The organism is Bradyrhizobium sp. Pa8 (genome assembly GCF_052588265.1).
On sequence record NZ_CP176767.1, the window covers coordinates 1043225 to 1061814 of the forward strand.

Annotated in this window: 19 protein-coding genes; 13 read left to right on the plus strand and 6 right to left on the minus strand. The window is 64.5% G+C overall.

Translation table 11 applies throughout. The annotated features are described in order from the left end of the window. Positions 1-293: 293 nt before the first annotated feature. From ACKWRH_RS04855 to ACKWRH_RS04885, 7 genes are all read left to right on the plus strand, one after another. Entirely contained in the window at positions 294-563 is a 270-nt protein-coding gene (locus ACKWRH_RS04855; protein WP_014498424.1) for a GlsB/YeaQ/YmgE family stress response membrane protein, read from the plus strand. 260 nt (positions 564-823) lie between these two features. After that, entirely contained in the window at positions 824-2572 is a 1749-nt protein-coding gene (locus ACKWRH_RS04860) for a type I secretion system permease/ATPase (protein WP_445219543.1), read from the plus strand. Beyond that, positions 2569-3903, plus strand: coding sequence for an HlyD family type I secretion periplasmic adaptor subunit (locus ACKWRH_RS04865; protein WP_445219544.1), 1335 nt, complete (start codon positions 2569-2571; stop codon positions 3901-3903). The genes ACKWRH_RS04860 and ACKWRH_RS04865 overlap by 4 nt, the downstream gene beginning before the upstream one ends. Positions 3904-4143: 240 nt before the next feature. After that, positions 4144-5613, plus strand: coding sequence for an AMP nucleosidase (locus ACKWRH_RS04870; RefSeq protein ID WP_445219545.1), 1470 nt, complete (start codon positions 4144-4146; stop codon positions 5611-5613). A gap of 119 nt (positions 5614-5732) precedes the next feature. Further along, positions 5733-6338 (plus strand): tetratricopeptide repeat protein, encoded by a 606-nt coding sequence (locus ACKWRH_RS04875; protein ID WP_445219546.1) that lies wholly within the window; start codon positions 5733-5735, stop codon positions 6336-6338. Positions 6339-6473: 135 nt separating this feature from the next. After that, positions 6474-6749, plus strand: a complete 276-nt coding sequence (locus ACKWRH_RS04880; protein ID WP_063980827.1) for a DUF1488 family protein — start codon at positions 6474-6476, stop codon at positions 6747-6749. 67 nt (positions 6750-6816) lie between these two features. Further along, entirely contained in the window at positions 6817-7641 is an 825-nt protein-coding gene (locus ACKWRH_RS04885) for a hypothetical protein (protein ID WP_445219547.1), read from the plus strand. A gap of 29 nt (positions 7642-7670) precedes the next feature. Here ACKWRH_RS04885 and ACKWRH_RS04890 read toward each other — a convergent pair whose 3' ends face one another. Then, positions 7671-8708, minus strand: a complete 1038-nt coding sequence (locus ACKWRH_RS04890) for an alpha/beta hydrolase family protein (protein ID WP_445219548.1) — start codon at positions 8706-8708, stop codon at positions 7671-7673. Between the two features lie 54 nt (positions 8709-8762). Next, positions 8763-9245 carry a CinA family protein gene (locus tag ACKWRH_RS04895; RefSeq protein ID WP_445219549.1) on the minus strand — a complete coding sequence of 161 codons (483 nt, stop codon included), beginning with the start codon at positions 9243-9245 and terminating at the stop codon, positions 8763-8765. 141 nt (positions 9246-9386) lie between these two features. Here ACKWRH_RS04895 and ACKWRH_RS04900 point away from each other — a divergent pair, with 141 nt between their 5' ends. Genes ACKWRH_RS04900 through ACKWRH_RS04910 form a run of 3 tightly spaced genes read left to right on the plus strand, consistent with a single transcriptional unit; the run spans position 9387 to position 12048 of the window. Next, the gene (locus tag ACKWRH_RS04900; protein WP_445219550.1) at positions 9387-10445 is read left to right on the plus strand and encodes an amidohydrolase family protein; all 1059 of its coding nucleotides are present in this window, start codon (positions 9387-9389) and stop codon (positions 10443-10445) included. A gap of 24 nt (positions 10446-10469) precedes the next feature. Then, positions 10470-11582 (plus strand): amidohydrolase family protein, encoded by a 1113-nt coding sequence (locus tag ACKWRH_RS04905; protein WP_445219551.1) that lies wholly within the window; start codon positions 10470-10472, stop codon positions 11580-11582. 52 nt (positions 11583-11634) lie between these two features. Beyond that, positions 11635-12048: a Rieske (2Fe-2S) protein gene (locus ACKWRH_RS04910; RefSeq protein WP_028149261.1), complete on the plus strand. Its 414-nt coding sequence runs from the start codon at positions 11635-11637 to the stop codon at positions 12046-12048. 120 nt (positions 12049-12168) lie between these two features. Here ACKWRH_RS04910 and ACKWRH_RS04915 read toward each other — a convergent pair whose 3' ends face one another. Both ACKWRH_RS04915 and ACKWRH_RS04920 read right to left on the minus strand, forming a co-directional pair. Further along, positions 12169-13494, minus strand: a complete 1326-nt coding sequence (locus tag ACKWRH_RS04915) for an MFS transporter (protein ID WP_445219552.1) — start codon at positions 13492-13494, stop codon at positions 12169-12171. A gap of 146 nt (positions 13495-13640) precedes the next feature. After that, the gene (locus ACKWRH_RS04920) at positions 13641-14540 is read right to left on the minus strand and encodes a transcriptional regulator GcvA (protein WP_445219553.1); all 900 of its coding nucleotides are present in this window, start codon (positions 14538-14540) and stop codon (positions 13641-13643) included. Positions 14541-14650: 110 nt separating this feature from the next. Here ACKWRH_RS04920 and ACKWRH_RS04925 point away from each other — a divergent pair, with 110 nt between their 5' ends. After that, positions 14651-14854, plus strand: coding sequence for a DUF1127 domain-containing protein (locus ACKWRH_RS04925; protein WP_445219554.1), 204 nt, complete (start codon positions 14651-14653; stop codon positions 14852-14854). A gap of 69 nt (positions 14855-14923) precedes the next feature. Continuing rightward, entirely contained in the window at positions 14924-15547 is a 624-nt protein-coding gene (locus ACKWRH_RS04930; protein ID WP_445219555.1) for a GNAT family N-acetyltransferase, read from the plus strand. Positions 15548-15601: 54 nt separating this feature from the next. Here ACKWRH_RS04930 and ACKWRH_RS04935 read toward each other — a convergent pair whose 3' ends face one another. Continuing rightward, on the minus strand, positions 15602-16441 hold the full coding sequence (locus ACKWRH_RS04935; RefSeq protein WP_445222625.1) for an oxidoreductase: 840 nt from the start codon (positions 16439-16441) through the stop codon (positions 15602-15604). A 120-nt stretch (positions 16442-16561) separates the two neighbouring features. On the opposite strand from ACKWRH_RS04935, the gene ACKWRH_RS04940 reads away from it, so the two are divergent. Continuing rightward, positions 16562-17464 (plus strand): LysR family transcriptional regulator, encoded by a 903-nt coding sequence (locus tag ACKWRH_RS04940; protein WP_445219556.1) that lies wholly within the window; start codon positions 16562-16564, stop codon positions 17462-17464. Positions 17465-17689: 225 nt separating this feature from the next. On the opposite strand, the gene ACKWRH_RS04945 is transcribed toward ACKWRH_RS04940, so the two are convergent. Next, positions 17690-18520, minus strand: coding sequence for an enoyl-CoA hydratase (locus tag ACKWRH_RS04945; protein WP_445219557.1), 831 nt, complete (start codon positions 18518-18520; stop codon positions 17690-17692). Positions 18521-18590 lie beyond the last annotated feature (70 nt).

Sequence of the window (18590 nt, forward strand, 5' to 3'; positions counted from 1 at the left end):
GCGCAGCTATCTCCAGGAGCACAACTGCGCTCCCTCCCCCGCAAGGGGGGCGAATGAGAGAGCGGCGCGTCCCTCACTTCAAATCGCGCACTTCTTCAGAATCCCTCTACGACAACACCGACTTGTCACAGTTCACCTCGCGCCACCGGCCAACTGCACCCCTACTGTGTATGGGGTTGTTTTCGACTTTTTTGTTTCCGCAGCCGCAACCGGGGCGCGGGGAACAGCATTCAGACCCCGTTCATCCCGGTTCCCGTTCCATGCCGGGCATTCCTAGGAGAGGGACCTCACTTATGTACATTTCCAACGAAGGCCTGCTCGTCATCCTGTTTGTCGGCTTGATCGCCGGCTGGCTGGCGGGAAAGATCGTGCGGGGCGCCGGGTTCGGCATCATTGGCGACATCGTGATCGGCATCGCCGGCGCGCTGGTGGCGAGCCTCTTGTTTCCAAAACTGGGCATCCGCCTCGGCACCGGCCTCGTGTCCGAGATCATCTATTCCGCCATCGGCGCCATCATCCTGCTCCTGGTGGTGCGGCTGGTGCGCGGCGGCGGCCGGTTCTAGCGTCACATTGGCTCAGTGGGTCAGAACTTTCGCCTCTCCCCCGCTGGGGAGAGGCCGCGATGTCTGCTATAAAAAGCCGCAAAGACTGTGAAATACCGGACTTGCGTGCGAGGCCGTCAGGGGTTGATGTGCCCATCAGGGTTCTGGATTAAATCGGCTGCGCTGGTTGCAGGGGAATACGATGTTAATCCAGGTCGAGTACCCCTGAACCGCCTGTGAAATCGGGGGCTCTGGCCCCTCATCTGAAAGAGATCAGACTGATGGCAGCCGTACCTGGCGTCCGCCGTTCAGAGCTCGGTGACGCCCTGCGTGCTTGTCGCACGGCGTTCATCGGCGTCGGCTTGATGAGCTGCATGATCAACCTGCTCTATCTGACCGGGTCGATCTTCATGCTGGAGGTCTACGACCGGGTTCTGCCGAGCCGCAGCGTTCCGACTCTCGTCGGCCTGATCATCCTCGCCGGCTTCCTTTATATGGCGCAGGGCGTGCTCGACATGATCCGAAACCGGATCCTGGGGCGGGTCGGCACGGCGCTCGATGAAGCCCTCAACAAGCGCGTGTTCGACACCGTCGTGCGCCTGCCGCTCCTGGTCGGCAGCCGCAATGAGGGCCTGCAGCCGCTGCGCGACCTCGACAATGTCCGCTCCTTCCTCGGCGGCATGGGCCCGAGCGCGTTCTTCGACCTGCCCTGGCTGCCGCTCTATCTCGCCATCTGCTTCGCCTTCCACGTCATGATCGGCCTGACCGCCTTGGTCGGCGCCATCATCCTGGTCGGGCTGACGCTGGTCACCGAGTTCCTGTCCCGCCAGCCGGCGAAGGAGGCGATGGGCCTTGCCGCCCAGCGCAACGATCTCGCCGCCTCCAGCCGACGCAACGCCGAAGTCATGGTGTCGATGGGCATGACCGGCCGGATGAACCAACGCTGGAGCGAGGCCAACGAAAAATACCTCGACGGCAACCAGCGTGCGAGCGACGTGGCCGGCGGTCTCGGCGCGGTCGCAAAAGTGCTGCGCATGATGCTGCAATCGGCCGTGCTCGCGGTCGGCGCCTATCTCGTCATCCACCAGGAGGCGACCGCAGGCATCATCATCGCCGGTTCGATCCTCTCCGCCCGCGCGCTCGCGCCGGTCGATCTCGCCATCGCGCACTGGAAATCCTTTGTCGCGGCACGTCAGAGCTGGCAGCGCCTCACGCGCCTGCTGGAGCAGATGCCGCCGCAGACGATGCCGACCCAGTTGCAGGCGCCCACCAGTCGTCTGTCGGTCGAGGGCATCGCCATGGTGCCGCCGGGCGATCAGCGCCTCATCGTTCAGGACGTCACCTTCGCGCTCACCGCCGGCAACGGCCTCGGCGTAATCGGGCCGAGCGGCTCCGGCAAATCGTCGCTGATCCGCGCGCTGGTCGGCGTCTGGCATCCGGTCCGTGGCAAGGTGCGGCTCGACGGCGCTGCGCTCGACCAGTGGGCCTCCGACATGCTCGGCCGCCACATCGGCTATCTGCCGCAGGACGTCGAATTGTTCGGCGGCACCATCGCGCAGAACATCAGCCGTTTTGATCCCGAGGCCACCTCTGACGGCATCATCTCCGCGGCGAAAGAAGCCGGCGTGCACGAGATGATCATCAAGATGCGCGAGGGCTACAACACGCAGGTCGGCGAGCAGGGCACTGCGCTCTCCGCGGGCCAGGCGCAGCGCGTGGCGCTGGCGCGTGCGCTCTACGGCAACCCGTTCCTGATCGTGCTCGACGAGCCCAATTCCAATCTCGACACCGAAGGCGACGAGGCGCTGACCCGCGCCATCCGCGCGGCGCGCGAGCGCGGCGCCATCGTCATCGTGGTGGCGCACCGTCCCATCGGCGTCGAGGCGGTCGACCAGATCCTGGTGCTGCGCGACGGCCGCATGCAGGCCTTCGGGCCGAAGGAACAGGTGCTTGCCCAGGTGCTCCAGCCGCGCGTGACGCCGCCGGCACCGATCAAGATCGTCAGCGAAGGCGGAGTGCCCAAGTCATGAGCACGATGGCTATCGGCGGCGGAAAGCCCGCCGCGAAGAGGAGCGTGCGGGATTCCATCAGGTTTCACCTGATGCTCGGGCTGGCCATCGTGCTGGCCCTCGTCATCGGCCTCGGCGGCTGGGCCTCGACGGTGCAGATCTCGGGGGCCCTGATCGCGCCGGGCCAGGTTGTAGTCGAATCCAACGTCAAGAAAGTGCAGCATCCGACCGGCGGCGTGGTCGGCGAGCTGCGCGCCCGCGACGGCGACGTGGTCAAGGCCGGCGATATCGTGGTGCGGCTCGACGACACCGTCACCAAGGCGAACCTCGCCATCGTCACCAAGAATCTCGACGCCGCGCTGGCGCGCACGGCGCGGCTCCAGGCCGAGCAGCGCGGTGTCGACAAGATCGAGTTTCCGCAATCGCTGCTCGATCGCGGCAGCGATCCCGACGTCAAGAACCTGATCGCCGCCGAAACCAAGCTGTTCGACGTCCGCGTCAATGGCCGCGCCGGGCAGAAGGCGCAGCTCCGCGAGCGTGTCCAGCAGCTCAACGAGGAGATCGAAGGACTCTCAGCGCAGGAAAAGGCCAAGGACAGGGAGATCGTCCTGGTGCAGCAGGAGCTGGTCGGTGTCCGCGATCTCTATGAGAAGCACCTGGTGCAGATCTCCCGCCTGACGACGCTCGAACGCGACAGCGCCCGCCTCAACGGCGAGCGCGCGCAATACATCGCCTCGCGCGCGCAGGCCAAGGGCAAGATCACCGAGACCGAGCTCCAGATCATCCAGGTCGACAAGGACATGGTGAGCGAGGTCTCCAAGGATCTGCGCGAGACCAACGACAAGATCGGTGAAATGATCGAGCGCAAGGTCGCCGCCGAAGACCAGCTCCGCCGTGTCGACATCCGGGCGCCGCAGGACGGCATGGTGCTGCAATCGACGGTGCATACCGTCGGTGGCGTCGTCACTGCCGGCGACGCGCTGATGCTGATCGTGCCGCAGGCGGACGATCTCCAGGTCGAGGCCAAGGTCAATCCGGTCGATATCGACAAGCTCCAGATCGGCCAGAAGACGTTGCTGCGGCTGTCCGCGTTCAACCAGCGCACCACGCCCGAGCTCAACGGCGTCGTCAGCCGCGTTTCGCCCGACGTCACCACCGACCAGCGCACCGGCCAGAGCTACTATACCATCCGCGTGTCGATGTCCCCGGAAGAGGTCGCCAAGCTCGGCGACTCCAAGCTGATCCCGGGCATGCCGGCGGAAGCCTTCGTCCAGACCGGCGACCGCACCATGCTGTCCTATCTGATGAAGCCGCTGCACGACCAGCTGATGCGGGCCTTCCGCGAGAAGTGACGCGCGAAAGCGCGTCATGCCGGAGCGCGCCGCACATTCGCTGTCATCGCCCGGCCTGACCGGGCGATCCAGTATTCCAGAGGCGGCTGTGATTGAACCGGGACGCCGCGGCGTACTGGATGCCCCGGTCAAGCCGGGGCATGACGGCGGAGCGTGTGGTCCACAAACCGCCCTTCGCTGACGATTGCCATCGTTCTTTGCTATACTTCGACTCAAGCCCAGCAACCCGGCGGTCGAACCATGCAATCCCCACCCTCCATCGCCACCAAAGCCTTTTCCGACGTTTCTGCGGCCGTCGCCCGCCTCGAAGAGATCTACGAGCGCAACACGAAATTCCTGCGCGACCGGTTCGAGGCCTATGTCGGCGGCGAAGCGGTCACGACGCGGGTGCGGGCTTACTATCCCTTCGTCCGCGTCACCACGGCGACGTATGCGCGGCTGGACTCGCGTCTCGCCTACGGCTTCGTCGCCGGCCCCGGCGTGCACGAGACCAGCGTCACGCGGCCGGATCTATTCCGCGCCTATCTCACCGAGCAGATCGGATTGTTGATCCAGAACCACGGCGTTCCCGTCGAGATCGGTGAATCCGCCGAGCCGATCCCGATCCACTTCGCCTATCGCCGCGACATCAACATCGAAGCCGCCATCACCACCAGCGAGAATTCCCTTGTGACGCGATCGCTGCGCGACGCGTTCGACGTGCCTGATCTCGCCACCATGGACGATGCGATCGCCGACGGCACTTTCGAGCTTCAAGCGGGCGCGCCCGAGCCGCTGTCCCTGTTCCGGGCTGCCCGTGTCGATTATTCGTTGCGGCGGCTCTATCACTACACCGGCACCGATCCGGAGCATTTCCAGAATTTCGTGATCTTCACCAACTACCAGTTCTATGTCGATGCCTTCGCGCAGCTCTGCCAGCAGCGGCTGCAGTCCGGCGAGGCCGGCCTCGAAGCCTTCGTCGCGCCCGGCAATGTGATCACGGGCAGCGGCGGCGCAGCGAGCGGGGTGGCGCCTGCCCGTGCGCCGCAGATGCCGGCCTTCCATCTGGTCGCGCCTGGCTATCGCGGTATCACCCTGATCAATATCGGCACCGGCCCGTCGAACGCGCGCAACGTCACCGACCACGTCGCGGTGCTGCGCCCGCATGCCTGGCTGATGCTCGGCCATTGCGCAGGCCTGCGCAACACGCAACGGCTCGGCGACTACGTGCTCGCCCACGGCTATGTGCGCGAGGACCACGTGCTCGACCGCGAGCTGCCGCTCTGGGTGCCGATCCCGGCACTGGCCGAGATGCAGGTCGCGCTCGAACAGGCGGTCGAGGACGTCACAGGGCTCGAGGGTTTCGAGCTGAAGCGCCTGATGCGCACGGGCACCGTCGCGAGCGTCGACAACCGCAACTGGGAGATCTCGGGGCCCGAGGTGATCCGCCGCATGTCGCAGTCGCGCGCGGTCGCGCTCGACATGGAATCGGCCGCGATCGCCGCCAACGGCTACCGCTTCCGTGTTCCCTACGGCACGCTGCTGTGCGTCTCCGACAAGCCACTGCATGGCGAGATCAAGCTCGCGGGCATGGCCAGCGAATTCTACCGCCGCCGCGTCGGCCAGCATCTCGAGATCGGCCTGAAGGCGCTGGAGCGGCTCAAGCAGCAGGAATCGGAACGGCTGCATTCGCGAAAGCTCCGCAGCTTCGCCGAAGTCGCGTTCCAGTAAGGACAACAGAACTGCCGTACGAACGTTGACGTCTCCGTGAGCGCAGCGCCCCGGAATATCGCTGCCAAGGCAGGGTTATCACGTTGTCAGGGGCCGCTTGAACAGCACAGGAGACGGAGATGTTCGCGAAGATGATCACGCTCGTCACGCTGGGTACATTTGCGGCGGCGCTGCTGGGCTCGCCGGTGTTTGCCGCGGGCGGAGGCGGGGGAGGCGGCGGTAACGGCTCCACCGATCCCTATGCCGGCGCCTATTCGGATCAGAGGCCGCAGCCAACCTATCCGAAGCGCCCGGGCACCAAGGCAACCCAGAAAGGCAAGAAGCCGAACAACCAGTCCAGCATCGGCGATCCCGCATTCGCGGCCGGCTACCGCGTCGCCTATGACACCATCTACGAGCGCAACGACTATGCGGCTGCGATCGCGCAATTGAAATCGCTCGGCCATGACGACCATCCGAGCGTCGCCAACCTCATCGGCTACTCCTACCGCAAGCTTGGCGACTACGAGCAGTCGCAGGTCTGGTACGAGCGCGCGTTGAAGGCAGATCCGAACCACGTATTGACGTGGCAGTATTACGGATTGTGGCAGCTCGAGCGGGGCAACCGCGAGCAGGCGCTCTATCATCTCGGCCGGATTGCTGCCATCTGCGGGACGGATTGTGAGGAGTATCGATCGCTGGCCGCGGCACTCGACAAGCCGACCGGCACGGCGCTCGCCTACTGACGTTGGAGCCGGGCCGACCGACGGAAGCTCGCTGTTGATGAACATCGCATGACAGCGATGCCTCTTGGCGCGGATGGTGACAAAGCGTCAGATTTTCAGCATTGTCCCGTTCGGGGGCGCGAACGGGACAATTGGATGCCGCTGTCGCGCGACAGGATCATCGGCCACGACCTCGAACGGTTGGCCTTCCGCTTCACGATGATGCGTGAGGATGAGGTCGTGCATTGCCAGATCAGCGATGCCGCGATGGACGAGCTCGCGGGCATGCAGGGCACCGAGAGCAGCGCGCGCCAGGCGCAGTTCCTATCCCTGCGTGAGACCATCGAGCGGCTCGCGTCGGATATCTATGACGAGGCGCCGCGGGTCCAGGGATATGTGGTGCGGATCTTCATGCGGCATCTGGCAAGATAGCAGGGCATGCGCGCAACTCGCCATGGCTGCGAAAGGATTCATTAAGGGCAGCCTGTAGTTGCAATGGATGGCGGTGACCCGGCGTGAGATGATCACTCGCGGTAACCCCCACCAAAACTCTCACATGACCAGAAGATCAGTCCTGCTGCTCGTCGTCGTCGCCCTGATGGCCGGAAACCTGGCATATGCGAGCCTCTCCGGGCCGAGCGCGTTTGCGCGCGATTTCGATCAGAACATAGCGCGTTATCCGTTGGCCGCATCGATCGCCCACAGCGATCCCGGTCTCAGGCAGATATTCCTTCGGGAGACTGAGGCGGCGTTCAATGAAGGCGGATGGTCCGCCGCCAGCGGTGCGCTCAACTTGATCCTGGCCACCGAGATGGAAGCCTATGCCGACGACGAGCACATCAATGCCGTGGACCGGGCGGAGCTGGCGGCCCTTCTGAAGCTCGCGAGCGACCCATTGGCATGCAAGTCCTACCTTCTGGCTGGTTCCCAGCCCGGTGAGTTTGCGGACGCAGCGCAAGAGTTGGCGGATCTTGGGTCGGCACATCGGGCAGCGATCGCAAACGGCTTCGAACGCAAGATGAAGGGTGTAGCCCGGGCAGAACCGAGCGATGCGGAGCTCGCGGCGATCGAAACGCAATTGCGTCTGGGGCCATTCGCGGAGCTCACCCGACAGGAGCTTGGTGCCCAGTCGAGATATCTCGACGGTAACCCCGGTCTGATGTGCAGCGCGGCGACCAAGAAGCAGCTCAATCTGCTTTCAGCAGACAGGGCCGACTCTGCTTACGCCTCGCGCATGCGGAGAGCCAGGAACTACAACATCGATATCGTCGAGGTTCGCGCGAAGCTATGCCGCGAGCCCGGCAACGGCTTGTCCTGCTCTTAGGCCGGCACGGCGCCGGGCCGAGGGCCGCGTCACGGCTTGGCGCTTTCGGCGAAATGCTTGCGAAAGAACGCAACGACATCTGCGTGAAGCCGTCGGTGGAAATCGACGCGATCGAAATCCGGCGCATCAGTGCAGACGGCGGGGGCCTCCCGGGCGTCCTTTGGGGTGCAGGTCGCGAGGAAGGAAAAATGCCGGGCATTGTCCACGAAATGGTAGTCCGGCTTGATCGGAAGCCTTTCATTGATGGCTGCCGCACAGCATCCGGATAGACCATCGGCATTCTGCGCGGGGTCAGAACTCCACAATTGAATCGGCACTGTTATTCCTTTCAGATTCTCCTCAGGGAAGACGAACACCGGATAGGGATCGATGATGACCGCGGCCTTGACGCGCGAATCATGGGTCGTCGGCTGATCAGGAAGCTCGCCGCTTTCGAGTTGTTTGCACGCCTTCAGGCTGGAGGTCTCGCAATTCGGCAATCCCTTGCGCAGATCGGGCTTGCCGCCGATGACGGCAAGGCCGGTGTAGCCGCCAAACGAAAACCCGTAGAGCCCGATGCGCTGAGGATCGATGCGGGATGCGTCCGGCCACCCGTCCAGCATATAGTCGATGAGCCGGCTCATATCCGTGGGGCGCTCGACGAGAACCGAAAGACTGTCGGTGCGGCTGGTGTCACGCCAGGTGTCGCCGGGATGATTGAGCGCCGCCACGACGAACCCGGCGTCGGCCAAAGCCGCGGCCGTGTCATGGTGACCGCCGAACCATCCTCGACGGCCGTGCGACATCACGATGAGTGGAAGCTTTTCTCCGGTGACCGGACATGCGGGCACGGCGAAGAAGGTGGCGCCACGCGCATCCATCTCGCGAGGTGGCTCTGCGCACGGAGTCCAGACCAGCAATCGGATTGCCGGTGCCGCCGGACCGGCAGGAATGTCGAAGTTTCTGACCCCGGCGGCTTGCGCCGTTGTTATCCCAAGGACGAGCAGGATAGCGAAGACGAATGCAGGAAGTCGCATCATTGGTCCTATCGAGCCTGGGCGGTGACGCGCTCGCTCATGCGCCGGCACGACGGCCGGCCCGGCAAGAAATCGGAAGCGTGTGCGGTTCCCATGTGAGGCCGTTCAGCGCTCCAGATTCCGCAGCAACAACTTCAGCGCCGTCGCCGCGAACGTTTGCATGTTCGCAAACCGGTCGTTGTTGCCCGTCTCCAGCGTGATCACCTCCGCCGCAGGTCCGGAAACCGCCATGCAACTGTGCCCGGCGGCGTCGCCGTAGCGGTTGCCGGTGGGGCCGGCGGCGCCGGTTTCGGACAGGCCCCAGTCGCAGCCGAAGCGGCTGCGCATCTGTTCGGCCAGCAGCTTTGCATAAGGCTCCGACGAGGAGCGAAAGCCCTTCATTCCTTCGTCCGAAATATCCATCAGCACGCGCCTGGCATCGCGGGTGTAGACCACGGTGCCGCCGAGGAAATAGGCGGAGGCGCCGGGCACCGCGAGCAGGCTGGCCGAGATCAGGCCGCCGGTCGAGGATTCAGCCACTGCAATGGTCTGTTTGCGCGCGATTAGCCGGGCCGCGACCTGTTCCGCAATGCCGACGAGCTCTTTCATCCCTTTAACCTCTCAGTCCTCGCAACGGAGCTGTGCCTTCCTAGCATATGACAGCGGCCTTGGCCGAGTTGCGGGCGACGGGCAGGCCTGCTTGAATGGTGGACAAGACAAAACGTGACGAGGAAACGTGAAGGAGACGTGATGGCGTCCCTGATCGCCGGCGGGGTGGATTGCGACGTCCATCCGGCCGTGCCGCATCTGACCAGCCTGCTGCCTTACCTGAACGACTATTGGCGCGATCAGGTGACGACGCGCGGCATGGTCGACCTTGTCTCGCAATCCTACCCGCAGAATTCGCCGATCGTGGCGCGTCCCGATTGGCGGCCGGAAACGGGCAAGCCCGGCGCAAGCCTGGATGACATGCAGCGCCATCTGCTCGATCCCTTCCAGCTCACGCACGCCATCTGCAATCCACTCTACGGCGTGCAGATGGTGTTTTCGGAAGATTTGCAGGCCGCCTTCTGCCGCGCGTTGAACGAGTGGCTGGTGAAGGAATGGCTCGATCGCGATTCACGGCTGCGTGGTTCGATCGTGATCCCCACGCAAAGTGTCGAGAAAGCCGTCGCCGAGATCGAGCGCTGCGCACAGGACCGCCGCTTCGTGCAGGTGCTGATGCTGGTCATGGGCGACACGCCGCTGGGCAAGCGCGTGCTGTGGCCGATCTACGAGGCGGCGGAACGGCTCCAGCTGCCCGTCGGGATTCACGCCGGTTCCGCCTATCACAATCCGCCGACTGCTGTGGGCTGGGGTTCCTATCACATCGAGGATTATGTCGGTCAGGCTCAGGCGTTCCAGACCCAGCTCACCAGCCTGATCGTCGAGGGCGTGTTCGCCAAATATCCGCGGATGAAAATGGTGATGCTCGAATCCGGCGTCTCCTGGATCGCCCCTTTCCTCTGGCGCCTGCACAAGTTCTGGCGCGGGGTGCGAATGGAGACGCCATGGGTCGATCGCGCGCCGCTCGACATTGTGCGCAGCAACATCCGGTTCTCTTTACAGCCATTTGATGCGCCGCCGGAACCCGAGACATTAATTCGCCTGTTTGATCATATGCAGTCCGACGAATTGGTTCTATTCTCCACGGACTATCCGCACTGGCAGTTCGACGGCCAGGACGCGCTGCCCGAGGGCCTCACCCCCGATCTCGTGCGCAAGATCATGATCGAAAATCCGCATGCGACCTATCCCCGCCTGACTTAGCCCGCTGCCAAAGGAGGCAAGGCGATGAATGTCCAATTCCGCGAGAGCACCGAAGCCGCTTCCCCACTGACCGTCAAAACCGCAATCGCGGACTGCGACATCCATCCGGCACGCGCCACCCGCACCGAGCTTTATCCTTATCTGGCCAAACGCTGGCAGCACCATCTCGAAGTCTACGGCGTCCATGCCTATCAGGGCATGATGGAAGGCCCGCCCTATCCGAAGGCCCAGCCCAACGCATCGCGCCGCGACGCCTATCCGCCGGAAGGCGGACCGCAGGGCTCTTCGTTGTCCTTCATGCAGAAGCAGCTGCTCGATCCCAACAACGTGGAACTCGGGGTGCTCAATCCGCTCAATACCGGGCAGGGCATCCGCAATCACGAGCTCTCGGCGGCGCTGTGCTCGGCGATCAACGACTGGCAGATCGACAAATGGACCAGCAAGGACAAGCGTCTGAAGGCGTCCATTGTCGTCGGCAATGAGGACGGCCTGTCGGCCGCCGCCGAAATCCGCGAGCGCGCCGGCGACAAGAATTTCGTGCAGGTCCTGCTGCTCAGCCGCAACGTCGAGCCGCTCGGCCAGCGCCGCTACTGGCCGATCTATCAGGCCGCGGAAGAGGCTGGACTTCCGGTCGGCGTGCACGCTTTCGGCTTCGGCGGCAATCCGATCACGCCGTCCGGCTGGCCTTCCTATTACATCGAGGAGATGGTGGGCCACTCGCAGTGTCAGCAATCGGCGTTGGCGAGCCTTGTCTTGGAAGGCGTGTTCGAGCGCTTTCCGAAGCTGAAGATGGTGATGATCGAGGCCGGCTTCGGCTGGGCTCCGTCGCTCGCCTGGCGGCTCGACAAGGTCTGGCACCGGCTGCGCAGCGAAGTGCCGCATGTGAAGCGTGCGCCCTCGGAATATATCCGCGAGCAGGTGTGGTGGACCACGCAGCCGATGGAGGACCCGGAGCGGCGCGAGGACCTGTTCGACGTCATCAAATGGATCGGCTGGGACCGTCTGCTGTTCGCAACCGACTATCCGCATTGGGACTACGACGATCCGTCGCGCGTGCTGCCGGCGGGCGTCAGCGACGCTAACCGCGAAGCGTTCTATCTCAGCAATGCGCGCAAGCTCTATGGGATAGCCGCATGATCCGGAAAAGTGTGAAGCGGTTTTCCGATCAGATCATGCGGAAGACATAAGCATGGCGCGGCACGTGATTGCGGCGGTGGATGAGCTTCCGCCGGGCACGCGAAAATTTCTGGAGATCGACGGACGGCCGATCGCGGTCTTCAACATCAAGGGCGAGTATTTCGGCCTGATGAACCGCTGCCCGCATCAGGGCGCGGCGCTGTGCGAGGGCCCGCTGATCGGGCTCGCGCAATCAAAGGATCCCGGCGAGATCGAATACACCAAGCTCGGCGAGATCATCCGCTGCCCCTGGCACGGTTGGGAGTTCGACATCCGCACCGGCCAGTCCTATTGCGACCCCCGCCGCTTCCGCGTGAAGGCCTATCCGGCGCATGTCGAGCCGGGTGCGAGCGTTGTGAAGGGGCCCTATGTCGCCGAGACGATTCCCGTGAAGGTCGAGAGCGACTACGTGGTGGTGGAGCTCTAGCCGCACTGTCATTCCGGGGCAGCCCGCAGGGCTGAACCCGGAATCCATCGTGCGACAGGAATGCTGGGAGAAATGGATTCCGGGCTCGCCTCTTCGAGGCGCCCCGGAATGACAGCCGTCCTAATGTCCCGCGACCGGCTCCGCCACCGGATCATATGTCGGCACCGCCTTGCCGCCGCCGCGATACACGACGAGCGCGGCGATGATGCCGAGCGCCGCCGCGAACATCAGCCAGAGACCGGGTGCGGCCTTGTTGCCGGTGTAGTCGATCAGCAAGGTCGAGGCGAACGGCGTGAACGTGCCGAACAGCGCGGCGGCGAGCGCGAAGGCGAGCGAGAAGCAGGTGGTCCGCACATGCGCGGGCACGATCTCGACCAGCGCACCGAGCATGGTGCCGCTGTACATGCCGAAATAGAACGAGAACATCATCTCGACGGCGAGCAGCTTGCCGAATGTCGGCGCGGCCACCAGCCAGGACAGCGCCGGGTAGGCGGTGAACAGCGCCAATGTGGCGATGCCGATCAGCACCGGCTTGCGGCCGATGCGGTCGGACAGCGCGCCGCCGACCGGATTCCAGAAGAAGTTGGTCACGGCGACGAGCAGCGTCACGAGCAGTGCGTCCTGCGTCGAGAGCTTCAGCACCGTCTTGCCGAAGGTCGGCGTGTACACGGTGACGAAGTAGAACGTCGTCGTGGTCAGGACCGCGATCATCATGCCGAGGATGACGATGCGCCAATTGGCGAACGCGGAGGCGAACACCTCGCTCGCGGTCGGATGCTTCTTCATGGCGAGGAAGGCCGGTGTCTCCTCGAGCGTCCGCCGCAGGAAGAAGATCAAGGGAATGATCAGGCAGCCGACGAAGAAGGGAATGCGCCAGCCCCAGGCGGCAACGGTGTCGGCCGGCATCACCTCGGACAGGATGAAGCCCAGGATCGAGGCCACGAAGATCGCGACCTGCTGGCTCGACGACTGGAACGAGGTGTAGAAGCCGCGATTGCCGGGCGTGGAGATTTCCGCGAGATACACCGAGACGCCGCCGAGCTCGACGCCGGCGGAGAAGCCCTGCAGCAGGCGGCCGATCAGCACGATGACGGGCGCCGCGATGCCGATGGTCGCATAGCTCGGGCAGAACGCGATCACGACGGTGCCGATGGCCATGATGCCGAGCGTGACGATCAGACCCTGGCGGCGGCCGATGCGGTCGATGTAAGCGCCGAGCACGATGGCGCCGACGGGGCGCATCAAGGCGCCGAGCCAGAACACGCCAAAAGTGTTGAGCAGCGACGCCGTCTCGTTGGTGGAGGGGAAGAACGCCTTGCCGATCGCGGCGGCATAGAAGCCGAACAGGAAGAAATCGAACTGCTCGAGAAAATTGCCGGAGGTGGCGCGCAGGATCGCGCCGATGCGCGACTTGATCTCGGGCGGATTGGTTGCTGGTCCAGCCATGACGTTACTACTCCCCTGGAAGGCGCGGCCGGGCCGGAACTCATTTCACGGCAAGGCAGCAGATTGCCTGCTGCGACAATCTGTCCTACCCCTCTCGCGCGGGGCGCGGCGAGTCAATCGATTTCACCGCGGAAGCTGATGATTTTTCAGACTTTATTCTGCGTTGCAGCGATCATCCACTCGCGGAACGCGGCGAGCTTCGGCGGCTCGCGTCGACCTTCCGGCGCGACCAGGTAGAAGCCCGCATCGGCCGGCAGCGCGATCTTGAAGGGCACCACGAGCCGGCCCTTGGCGATGTCGTCCTGAACGTAGGAGGTCCGGCCCATCGCCACGCCGATGCCGTCGATTGCGGCCTGGATGGTCATGAAGATCATGTCGAAGGTGATGCCGGGCTGCCTGGCGATGTCGCCCGGAAGGCCGGCCGCCGTCAGCCACAGCCGCCAGTCATCGCTGTTGGCATTGGAGGTGTGCAGCAGCGGATAGCCTTTGAGATCCTCAGGCTGGCGCAGCGGCTTGTCGCCGCGCAGCAGCGACGGACTGCACACCGGAAACAGCTCGTCCGCCATCAGCCAGTCGGCGCGCAGTCCCGGCCATTGACCGCGGCCATAGCGAATCGCGGCATCGACATTGTCGCGCTGGAAATCGACGAGGCTGGTCGAGGTGGTGATGCGGACGTCGATGCCGGGGTGCTGGTCCTGGAAATCGGTCAGCCGCGGCAGCAGCCATTTCGCGGCGAGCGATGCCAGCGTCGAGACGGTCAGCACCTTGTCGTCGTCCTTGCGCAGCAGCCGGTCGGTCGCAAGGCGGAGGTCATTGAAGGCGGCGCGGACGCCCGGCAAATAGTCGCGCGCTTCCGGCGTCAGCGCCAGCGCGCGGTTCTGCCGGACGAACAGGCGGATGCCGAGTTCCTCCTCGAGCCGCCGGATCTGATGGCTGATCGCGGTCTGGGTCACGTTCAGCTCGGACGCGGCCAGCGTGAAGCTGAGATGGCGCGCGGCGGCCTCAAAGGCCCGCAATCCGTTCAGGGAGGGCAATCTGGCAGTCATTTGGCAGCAGGATGCATGACGTTATTTCATGCGAAGGGGTACAAATTGTCGTTTGTCGCAGCGCGGTAGCAAGCAGATATTAGCGATCAAGTTAGCTCAAGGAGCTGAAAATGTCTACTTTGACCCAGAATTCGATGACAAATCATCATGGGCCTGGTCTCATCCAGCAGATCGGCGAGACGCTGCACGTCTGGCACGAGCGTTACCGTACCCGGCGTGAGCTGACCCACTGGACGGCCCGCGATCTCCACGACGTCGGCCTGTCCTGGACCGACATCGCCTACGAGGCTGACAAACCCTTCTGGCGGGCCTGATTGGCCGCCAGGCCGGCGCCGCCTGATCACAGGGGCGCCGGCGGTCCCTCTTTCCGCAGGGCTCGTGTCATGAGCACTCTTCGCCTGGAAGATCTGAAGCAATATTCGGACACGCTGCGCACCCGGCAGGGAGAGGCGATCAACGTTCGCTTCGTCGAGCCGCGCGACACCGAGGAGCTTCAGCACTATTTCCGCTCGCTCACGACCCGCTCCCGCTACAACCGCTTCTTCGGCGCCATCAGCGAATTGCCGAAGGGCCTGCTGAGCGAATTCCTCGACGTTGGAGCGCGCGAACGCTTTTCCGTTGTCGCGACGAAGATGGTCGACGGCTTCGAGACCATCGTCGCCGAAGCGCGCTACGCCTTCCATGCCGAGACCTCGACGCTCGAGTTCGGCCTGTCGGTCGACGATCGCTGGCAGGGCCACGGCATCGCTACCGCGCTGATGAAGAATCTCGAGTGCCGCGCGGCCGCGCTGGGTGCCGAGCACATGTTCGGCGACACCCTGCGTTCCAACGAGACCATGATCTCGCTCGCCCGCAAATCCGGCTTCGCTTTCGTCAATCATCCCGACGACTGGAAGCTGGTGCGCTTCGACAAGGAGATCGCCGTCGCACCGAAAGACATTCCCTGTGCGAGCTGGCGCCTCGCCGCCCTTTCCCGTCAGGCCGACAGCCCCTCAGCCTCGGCCTGACACCACTCCGAGCCCGGCCTGGTCATCCAGAGCCGGGCCTTTTTTTGCCTTCGCTTAAGCGCCGTCATTGGTGAAATCGGTCGAGGTCGCGACCGACCGCCATCCCGCCAGCTCCCGTGCAACGAAGAGGTTCTTCGCCTCGATCCGCTCCACGGTGTCGCTGCCGAGGGGCAGGCGCAGCGGCGGGTTCTTGGCATCGACCAGCGTCAGGAAGGCCTGCGCCAGCTTGCGCGGATCGCCACGCTGACCGTGATTGAATTCGGCGGCGTGAGCGCGGGTCTTGCCGACGCTCTCGTGATAGTCGTCGATCACCTGCGCGGTGCGCGACAGCGAGGTATCGTCGAGGAAGTCGGTGCGGAAGAAGCCCGGCTCGACCACGGTGACCTTGATGCCGAGCGGCGCGACTTCGCCGGCCAGCGCTTCGCTGATCCCCTCGACCGCGAACTTGGTCGCGCCATAGACGCCCCAGCCGGGATAACCGGTGTAGCCGCCGACCGACGAGATGTTGATGATGTGGCCGGAACGCTGGCGACGCATATGCGGCAGCACCGCGCGGGTGACGTCGAGCAGGCCGAACACATTCGTGCCGAACAGCTTTTGCGTCTCCGCGTCGCTGGCCTCCTCGATCGCACCCAGCAGGCCATAGCCGGCATTGTTGACGAGGATGTCGATGCGCCCGAAGCGCTTCACGGCCTGGCCCGCCGCCTCATGCGCCTCGGCCTCGCTGGTGACGTCGAGCCGGGTGGCCAGCAGGCGCTCGTGCGTGCCGAGGCGCGCGGTGACGGTGGACGGATCGCGCGCGGTCGCGACTACGGCATCGCCGGCCTTCAAGGCGGCTTCGGCGATCAAACCGCCAAATCCGCGCGATGCTCCTGTGATGAACCAGACACGCATGATGTCGCCCTTTCCATTTTGGCCCGGCGATGTGCCGAAGCCGATGGGCAAGGTGTAGCGGCTCGCCATAGCTGAGATAATCCGCTATATGTTTCGCAAGCTCCTGAGCAGAATTCATCAGTGCGGATCGACCCGTCCGACCTCGCGATCTTCCTCGCCATCGCCCGCCACCGCAGTTTTCGCGCGGCGGCGACCGAGCTCGGCGTCACGCCATCGGCGCTCTCCCACGCTTTGCGCAATGTCGAAGAGCGGCTCGGCCTGCGCCTCGTCAACCGCACCACCCGCAGCGTCGCGCTCACCGAGGCCGGCGAGCGGCTGTTTGCCCGCATCACGCCGGCCTTTCGCGACATCGACGACGCGCTCGAGGACCTCAACAATTTCCGCGGCAAGCCCGCCGGCACGCTGCGCTTCACTGCCGCGCGCCAGTCCGCGCAGCTGGTGCTGCTGCCGATCGTGACGCGCTTCTTGAAATCATTCCCCGATGTCAGCGTCGAGATCGTCATCAACGACGCCCTGATCGACATGGTCGCGGCCGGCTTCGATGCCGGCGTCCGCTTCGGCGAGACCATCGCCGCCGACATGATCGCGGTGCCGATCGGCCCGCGGCATCGCTTTGCCGTGGTCGGCGCGCCCGCGTTCTTCAAGTCGCACAAGCCGCCCGCCACGCCGCGCGACCTGAAAGGCCTGCCCTGTATCCGCTACCGCTTCACCTCCGGCGCGCTCTATCATTGGGAGTTCGAGCGCGGCGGCATCGAGCTCGCGATCGACGTCACTGGACCGCTGACGATGAACGACCAGGACCTGATGGTCGATGCCGCGCTGGATGGCGCTGGGCTTGCCTATGTGTTCGAAGCACAGGTCGAAGCGCTGCTCGCCAAGCGCAAGCTGGTTCGCGTGCTCGCCGACTGGTGTCCGGCCTATCCCGGCTTCTTCCTGTACTATCCAAGCCGCCGCCAATTGCCGGCAGCGCTGCGCGCGTTCGTGGATTTCGCGCAGGCGCCCGCCAAATCGTCAACTGCGTAGCCCGGATGGAGCGGAGCGCAATCCGGGATTCGTGCCCCGCTCGCTCTCCGTCATCCTGAGGTGCGAGGCATGGGACGCAACGCGTCCCATGGAGAGCCTCGAAAGACGAACGGCCCCGCTGTCGCCCCGGCATTCGATTCCCTGCGGTAACAGTCGGGCCGTCGCCCTTCGAGGCCTGCGCTTCGCTTCGGCGCCTCAGGGTGACGGTCGAGGATTGTCGAATGCCTACTTCCCCGTGAACACCGCTTTCCGCTTCTCGATGAAGGCCTGCACGGCTTCCTTGTGATCAGCGGTCGTGGTCAGGCGGATCAGCCGTCCGGCTTCGTGGTCGCGGGCGGTTTCGAAATCGAACAGCAGGGCCTCGTCGAGATTGTCCTTCATGTAGCGGAGCGCAAGTCGCGGGCCTTCGGCGAGCGACTTGGCGAGTGCAAAGGCTTCAGCCTGCAATTTGTCGTCGGGAACGACGCGGTTGACGAGGCCGATGGCCTCGGCCCGCGCGGCGTCAACGCGATCGCCGGTGAACAGCAGTTCGCGGGCCCGCGCGGTGCCGACCAGCCGGGTGAGCAGCCAGGCGATGCCGTAGTCGCCGCTCAGCGCGATGCGGGCGTAGCCGGTGGCGACGAAGGCCGATTGTGCGGCGATGCGGATGTCGCAGGCCATGGCAATGGCGAGCCCGGCGCCGACCGCAGGCCCCGGTAGCGCCGCGATGGTCGGCTTGCGCACCGACACCAGCGCGCCGGTGAGCAGCCGCTGCCGTTCCTGGAGATCGGCGACCTTGTCATCAAAGGACATGTCGAGCTTGGCTTGGTCGCGATGCGCGCCCATGCCCTTGACGTTGCCGCCGGCACAGAAGGCCGCGCCCGCGCCGGTGATCAGCAGCGCACCGACTTCGGGGCTCTCGCCGCAGGTGCGGATCATCGTCCGCAGTGCCGGCGTCAAGGTGTCCGACAGCGCGTTGCGCGCATCCGGCCGGTTCAACGTGATCACCGCGACGCGGTCGCGGATGACGCAGAGGAGTTCATTGGTGCCGGTATCGATGGTGGTTTCCGTGGTCATCTCCGCTCTCTCCCTTCGTCATTGCGAGGAGCGAAGCGACGAAGCAATCCAGTCTGTATCCGGGGAGACA